The organism is Asticcacaulis sp., from assembly GCF_027484505.1.
GTDB lineage: Bacteria > Pseudomonadota > Alphaproteobacteria > Caulobacterales > Caulobacteraceae > Asticcacaulis.
The window spans coordinates 1-6,976 of record NZ_JAIXSV010000151.1 but is presented as its reverse complement, the minus strand read 5'-3'; the positions used below and the strand labels follow the sequence as shown (position 1 = coordinate 6,976).

Genomic DNA, 6,976 nt, shown 5'->3' with positions numbered 1-6,976 from the left:
GGGCGGGGTGAGTTCGGCCTTGCGGTCCTTGCTTTCGATTCCGACAACGATCACGGGCGCATTGGCGCCCCACGTCCCGCCCTGCTGGACCATGCCTGCGATGTGCGCGAAATCCTGCCAGCCGTCGCCGCCGTCGAGGAGATACAGGACCGGATAGCGTTTGTGAGAGGTTGCGGGATCGGCATATTCGGTTGGCAAGGATATGTTGACCCTACGCGTATCGCCCAGAATATGCGAAGTGATACGATAGCCTTTGCCGATTTCTACGGGAATCCCCGCACCGCTGAAGCCCGTTACCTGAGGCGTGGCAAAGGCGATATTCGCGGTGGCGCTTATGGCTGTGCTTAATAGAAACAACCGCCGGGACAGGATGGAGGCCGGTGTACCGGCACGGGGGGCGTATGTGTTAAAGCTGTCCACCTTGTTCAAAACGTCCCCCTTTGACCGCACTAACGCCGGATAATTGGATGATACCTGTCTCACGTGCCCCTTGGAAAGTGGAGAAGCCGCGGGTGCCCCTTACGCCGTAAGGCCAGTCGTCTCCCACTAAGATCCATTCGCGGAAGGAAGCTCTTATCTTATCCCTTGTTGCTAGGGTATGGGCACCCGTCTTTATGTGTGAAGACCCACCCTAATTCAAGAGATGCAGGAAATCTTCCGCCTAGGGGCCCCTGAATCAAAACTTGGGCGGTTCAAATCGACCAGAGACCAGATCAAACCTGCTTTAGATTATTTCGTTATTTGAGCATTAATCTTTGAGTCCCAAAATAGGCAGGCGCTCTCTAAGTCGCAAAATAAGCTCGTAAAGAGCGCTCTATAAGTAAACGTGGCGAGTACCAAGTGGATGCCACGTTGTGAGGTGGTGGTGATGTTTAATCGTACAAAAGCAACAGACGCATTTTTGATTGAGGCGCTAAACAGGTCACAAGCGATCATTCAATTTACACCTGAGGGTAAGATACTTTCGGCGAATGCTAACTTTCTCGCGGTGACGGGCTACACCGAAAATGAGATTATCGGTCAGCATCACCGCCTCTTCTGCCTTCCCGAGTATGTGCAATCAGAGGCCTATCGCCAGTTTTGGTCGAAACTCGCAGCCGGACAGTTTCAGGAGGGGGAGTTCAAACGTATTGGACATCAGGGGAAAATTGTCTGGCTACAAGCGAGCTACAACCCCGTCAGAGACAGCAGCGGCAAGGTCGTGCGGGTGCTGAAGATCGCTTACGATATTACCGAGACCAAGGCGAGATCTCTCGATCATGCGGGCAAGGTCGAGGCGATTTCACGTGCGCAGGCCGTGATCGAGTTTACACCGCAGGGCGAGATTCTCACCGCCAATGACAATTTCCTCGAAACAGTCGGTTACAGCCTCAAGGAGATTGTGGGTCAGCATCACCGAATATTCTGCGAACCGCAATATGCGCATTCGTCGGAATATCGTCAGTTCTGGGAATGCCTTGCAAAGGGTGAGTTTCAGGCGGCGGAATTCCGACGCCTAGGTAAAGACGGCAAAGAAATCTACATTCAGGCCTCGTACAATCCCGTCTTTGACGACACCGGTGCTGTCATCAAGGTGGTTAAGTTCGCCACGGACATCACAGAGGCCGTCCAGCGCCGTCTTCGCAATGAGACCTTAAGCCGGGAGATCAGCGGGCAACTTCACAGTGTGGTCAAACAGATGGTCGAAGCGACGCAGATGGCAGCGGTCGCCTCGACGGCCTCGACCGAGACGGGCTCGGTGGTCAATGCGGTGGCGGCGGCGTCTGAAGAACTGAGCGCCAGCGTCAAGGAAATCGCCGGCAATATGGGGCAGGCGCGCGAAAGCGTCGAAGGCATCTTCCGCTATGCCGAAGGGGCAGGGAAGTCTGCCGGGGCCCTCAATGACTCGGCGACCTCGATGAACAATGTGGTTGAAATGATCCGCGAAATCGCCAGCCAGATCAATCTTCTGGCGCTTAACGCGACCATCGAGTCGGCGCGCGCGGGCGAAGCGGGCAAGGGCTTTGCCGTTGTGGCGTCTGAGGTTAAGTCACTCGCAAGCCAGGCGGCGCGCTCGACGGAAACCATCTCCAAGGAAATCGCCAGCATGCAAACGGTGACAACCGAGGTGGTGGGTGCGCTGGGCATCATCACCTCCAATATGACGGCGGTGATGGACAATGTCTCCGGCGTCGCCTCGGCCATCGAGCAGCAAAAAGCGGTCAGTTCCGAGATATCGGGCAATATGCAGGCCGCCGTGACCGCCGTGCACGAGATCGACGAAAAGCTCAGCCACCTGAGCACCACCTTTAACGACGTGGCCCAGGCCTCTGAAGTGGTGAAGGAACATGTCGAAGCTCTGGTGGCGTAGGGTTTAGCAAGCGTACAGTATGCGTAAAGAGAAGCCACCCGGAAACGGGCGGCTTCGTGCTGTTGCGCAGCCGCGGGTAACCGCGATCATGTATTCTCAGTCCCGTAAGGGCGATGGTGGCGATCTGAGGTCGTTCTGAGACGCGCGGCCTCCACGTTAGAGAATTGTCCGAAAAGTGCCCCACACTTTTCGGACAAAAAAAGCGCGTCAAACCAAAAATTTAAAGCGCGGTTTCAGTTCAATCTGAAGGAAACGCGCTCTGAGGTTTGGACTTTCTGAATACGTATTTGCGACTAGACAAGGCCAATCTGGCGGAATTTGTTAGCCACAGTCGCATCATCGAAAGGTTTGATAATGTATTCGTCGGCCCCCTCACATAAGGCGTCGCTGACATGGAACATGTCACTTTCCGTTGTGCAGAACACAACAACCGGCTTCTTCCCTACTTCAGTCTCACGCAGTTTTTTAAGGAAGGTCAGTCCGTCCATAACCGGCATGTTCCAGTCCAAGAGTATGGCATCAGGCATAAGCCGCTCGCAAAGGGCAAGGGCATGTGCTCCGTTGCGCGCTTCGCTGACCTCAAAATCAAGCTGCTCCAGAATAGAGCGTGCGAACTTTCTTACAGTTCGGCTGTCATCCACGACTAAACATGTATGAGGGTTCGTGTTGAGCATTGTTCTTCCCTTTCTTTATTGAGCCGGTAGGACCGTGTGAGATCTGAGACTGGCGTGGCTGATCCCCGCAGCCTTAGCGACGGCAAGTTGACGGAGCGTCTGAAACCCTTCGACCATACATGCACCGGTGGTAGATCTTGCCGCGGCGCTAAGCTCTGACAGCTGGGTTTCGAGCGCCTCATCATCCGTGTCTCGGGTGTCGATTGACACACTTACGCCGCCCAAACCGCAATCTTTGACAACGGATATCGATTTTGGATTGGCCCTCACATTTCCTATGCAGGTCATTGAAAATGGCCTGAGGAGGGTGACGACCTCCGACATACGGCCTTGCGGGACGCCGTCAATGTCCCTGACTTCGAAGATACACCGAAGCCCCAGGTCCCGGCAGGCAGCCGAAACTTCAGAGATCATCCTCGCGCGGCCCCGCGCACTGGAGAAGGTGGAAAAGGCAGCCGGCACGACCATCACCATGCGGCGTTGCTCAGGCGGCTTCAACCGCAGCTGATTTACCCCGGACTGAAGATTTGCAATATCAATACGTTCGCGCAATGACCAGTCGAGGGCGGCTACCTGCTTAGGCTCCAAGGCTACCTGGCTGTCGATTGGCAAGACGATGGACTTCAGTCGGTGGCCGATGACCATGAGTTTGCGCATTTCGAAGAGAGGTTCGAGTGTGCAGAACATGCGGTACGGCGTATCGGGCACCTGCCAGTAAACCCCTTTAACCGAACTGCCCGCATCCTCTGCTGACGATGGCAGTGGCGGTGTGCTGACTTCGGACGCGATCCGGCCGTCACCGCGGTCAAAAAAGACATCAGGGTTTAAAGCGTGAAGATGAAGCCGATCCGTGTCAGTCACACTTGCCCAATAGAGCGTTCTGGAGGCATCTATCGTGCCAACGAAGTGATCGACCACAGTCTGGCGCAAAGCGTCTACCGCACGGGCCCCGGCGTTTTCACCGATGGTTGGTATGACGCAAAGAAAAATCTCGTCAGACAGAGGAACACACCAGTTGGGTTCTGGGTGGCGACGATTGAACGTTGTATTAACAAAGTCGAGAATGAGTGGCTGCTTACGTGTCCATCTCTCCCCTAAGGCGTCGCGCAATGGAGCCAGGTCGATCGCGAACGCCCTGCGTAATTCTGCGGCTCGTGTTTCGCGCAGTCTTTCGACAATATGGGCGGCGTCGTCGCGTGGGATGCGCAGGATGACATCGCCATTGTCGCCAGTCGGCTGCAGATAACCCCTGTCATTATAAGGCATTTTCGTGCCCTCGCGTGATTTGTAACAATGATACGCGAGGGTGCTTTAGGCAAAGCTAATAGACAATGTTAACAAATATTTCGATTTGGGCTAACTGAAAGGCGCGACTTCCGCTTTTGGATTCTTTCGGCATCCGTCAAATGTCCGCCTTGGGCGCTTGCTCGTCAAAACCTTTGCGATACGATCGTGGCACCGTGGCCGAAAGGCACGCCCGACAATCCGCAGCATTCACCGATGATCAGGTGTTAAGTTCTCGCAGCCTAGCCACAACGATGCGGCTGATCAGATCATGCGGCACATCGCGGTCATAGACGAATTTCACCGTATCCTTAGCCGAGCGCAGCGGCGCGATCTCGGGTTCGAAATCGTACGACCGGCCGATGGGTTAGATGGCGGCGTGTTTCTTCCAGCCACCCAGATAGAAGAGATAATCCGGCCCGATACGAAAGACCGGCATGCCGTACTTGATGTCCTCCACGGAGGTGGGCGCGGCGGCCCGCACCGTGCGCCGAATGGCCTCGACCACGCTGCGTCCGGGCTTGTCCAGCCCTTCGATATAGGCCTCGACTCTCATGCCGACCCCAGCGCGATAACCAGTTCTTCCAACTGATCGAAGGTGTTGCGCATACCGCTTTCCATGCCCGAAGCGATGATGCCGTCGCGCACATGGGCGGAAGGACATAGCTCGCTGAACCGCACGGTGGTCTGACCATCCGCCTCGCTCAGGGTCATCGTAACCACCACTTCCCCCAGATCGGCCATCGGCTCGTAGACCTGCGAATAGACGATCCGCGAATGGGGAGTAACCTCACGGTATTCACCATTGAAACCGATAGGTTCGCCACCGTGCGGTCGGATGACATAGCGATAACGGCCGCCCTCGCGTACATCGGCCTCGGTGCTGACGATCTCCACACCCAATGCCCTCGGTGCCCACCACCTGGCCACCAGATCAGCGCGCGTGTAGGCGTCGAAGACGATGCGTGCCGGCGCGGCAAACCGGCGATGAATAACGATTTCCCGGTCACCGATCAGTTCGAGCGTGGTGGGGTTGAGCATGGCCTATTCCTTCCTGTCCTGTGTTTCCTCGCGCACCATCTGCGCAATGACCTCGTCCATCTGAGTGAAGCGCGCGTCCCATAGCCGCCGATACGGCTCCAGCCATTCGTGCACGGCCATCAGTCCTGCGGGATCGAGCCGGTAGAGCCGCTGCTGCGCCCGCGCCTCGACCTCGACCAGACGCGCCTTTTTCAACACGATCAGATGCTTGGATGCCTGCGGCTGGTTAAGACTGAGCCGTTCCGCAATGGTCCCAACCGGTTGGGGCCCCTCACGCAGCAGCGAGACGATACGCAGGCGATTAGGGTCTGAAAGGGCGGCAAAGGTCTCGATCATGCTTGTATATTCCAATGAAAGAATATTCCTGTCAAGGCATGTGAATGTGGCGATATGTGAGAAAATGTCTTTGGTCGGTTTGTGCAGGGAGGGAGTCTGCGGGCCGGTAACGACGGCTTTCGCGCTGCCTTGTTGAACGATCAGAGTTTCCGGCTTCTGAACCGCCCCGGATGTGCCGAAGCCTCTAACTCGTGAGTAGATAGCGCGCGATCGCCGCAATAGGCTACCAAGCGGCCTATCGACTCGACTTCGCGATGTTCGGTTAGGGCGCTTGGTAGCCTATTGCGGGATTGCCTTGTTTGTCCATATCGATGTGCTCTGGCAATGCGAGCGCATCGTCAACTTCGAAAATGAGGTCTGGGCGCGATGCGCCGAGCTATGGACCGACAGTCTGCGCAATAATCCAGTCCGTAATAGTCTTCAACGCGAGGGCCGAAATAGTCTCGTCGATGTCCGCATACTCCTGAGGGCTCCCCGTTGTCGCTTTCTGTAGAAGATGGTTCAGGCCGGGAAGTTCAACGACCGTAGCATACTTGTTCTGCTTAAGCGCGTCGCGGGCAACGGGGAGATTGTCCGCAGCCGGTACCTGCGCATCCAGCGAACCATAGAGCGCGAGGACGGGCATGGTCAGTCGGCGCAAAGTGGGAGCGGGGTCGTACGCAAGGAAGTACCGCTCCCATGCTGTGGTCGTATCACGGGCCAGTGTCGGCGCCTCGTTGGCATCAACGACCTTGTCGGCGACTCCTTCCGCGACTATGGCCCGTGCACGGTCGGATGCTTCCTCTGCGGAATTGGCCGCTATGACCGCGTCGTAAAGCTTCCGGTCGAATACCTTTCGTTTGGCAATGTAGTCTTCCGGCACGCCATATAAGCGCGAGACAGTCTCTGATTGCGCCAGAAACAGGTTATCGCCGCGGATCGATGGTCCGGCCAGCATGACTACGAAGGCGATCCCCGGAGCATCTACCCCAACCATTGGGGCGATAATGCCACCTTCAGAATGCCCGACGACGCCCACGCGTTTAGGATCGATCCCAGCCTGTGTCTTCAAAAACTCGATGGCGGTAAGAGCGTCAGAAGCGAAATCGGCTGTAGTTGATCCACTGTACTGGCCCGTCGATTGGCCGACGCCGCGTTTATCGTAACGCAGAACAGCGATCCCTTGGCGGGCCAGCGCATCGGCAAGCACCAGGAAGACTTTGTGACCTGCCACGTCTTCGTCTCGCATGTTCGGACCTGTACCGCATACAAGAATAACCGCAGGGAAGGGGCCTTTTCCATCCGGCAGGGT

General features: G+C 56.4%; 8 protein-coding genes. 1 reads left to right on the top strand and 7 read right to left on the bottom strand.

Annotation, left to right across the window (positions count from 1 at the left end; all coding sequences use genetic code 11):
• On the bottom strand, window positions 1–420 hold a 420-nt coding region (locus Q0072_RS09795; protein WP_298329133.1), incomplete at its 3' end, for an alpha/beta hydrolase-fold protein.
• 424 nt (window positions 421–844) lie between these two features.
• Here Q0072_RS09795 and Q0072_RS09790 point away from each other — a divergent pair.
• The gene (locus Q0072_RS09790) at window positions 845–2,350 is read left to right on the top strand and encodes a PAS domain-containing methyl-accepting chemotaxis protein (protein WP_298329129.1); all 1,506 of its coding nucleotides are present in this window, start codon (window positions 845–847) and stop codon (window positions 2,348–2,350) included.
• Between the two features lie 293 nt (window positions 2,351–2,643).
• Here the strand turns inward: Q0072_RS09790 and Q0072_RS09785 are convergent, their stop codons facing one another.
• From Q0072_RS09785 to Q0072_RS09760, 6 genes are all read right to left on the bottom strand, one after another.
• On the bottom strand, window positions 2,644–3,024 hold the full coding sequence (locus tag Q0072_RS09785; protein ID WP_298329127.1) for a response regulator: 381 nt from the start codon (window positions 3,022–3,024) through the stop codon (window positions 2,644–2,646).
• Between the two features lie 15 nt (window positions 3,025–3,039).
• The gene (locus Q0072_RS09780) at window positions 3,040–4,290 is read right to left on the bottom strand and encodes a hypothetical protein (RefSeq protein ID WP_298329124.1); all 1,251 of its coding nucleotides are present in this window, start codon (window positions 4,288–4,290) and stop codon (window positions 3,040–3,042) included.
• A gap of 385 nt (window positions 4,291–4,675) precedes the next feature.
• On the bottom strand, window positions 4,676–4,864 hold the full coding sequence (locus tag Q0072_RS09775) for a DUF1801 domain-containing protein (protein ID WP_298329121.1): 189 nt from the start codon (window positions 4,862–4,864) through the stop codon (window positions 4,676–4,678).
• Window positions 4,861–5,349 carry an SRPBCC family protein gene (locus Q0072_RS09770; RefSeq protein ID WP_298329118.1) on the bottom strand — a complete coding sequence of 163 codons (489 nt, stop codon included), beginning with the start codon at window positions 5,347–5,349 and terminating at the stop codon, window positions 4,861–4,863. The genes Q0072_RS09775 and Q0072_RS09770 overlap by 4 nt, the downstream gene beginning before the upstream one ends.
• A 3-nt stretch (window positions 5,350–5,352) precedes the next feature.
• Window positions 5,353–5,685: a metalloregulator ArsR/SmtB family transcription factor gene (locus tag Q0072_RS09765; protein ID WP_298329113.1), complete on the bottom strand. Its 333-nt coding sequence runs from the start codon at window positions 5,683–5,685 to the stop codon at window positions 5,353–5,355.
• Between the two features lie 376 nt (window positions 5,686–6,061).
• Window positions 6,062–6,976, bottom strand: a 915-nt coding sequence (locus Q0072_RS09760; RefSeq protein ID WP_298329111.1) for an alpha/beta fold hydrolase, incomplete at its 5' end; no start/stop codon positions are given.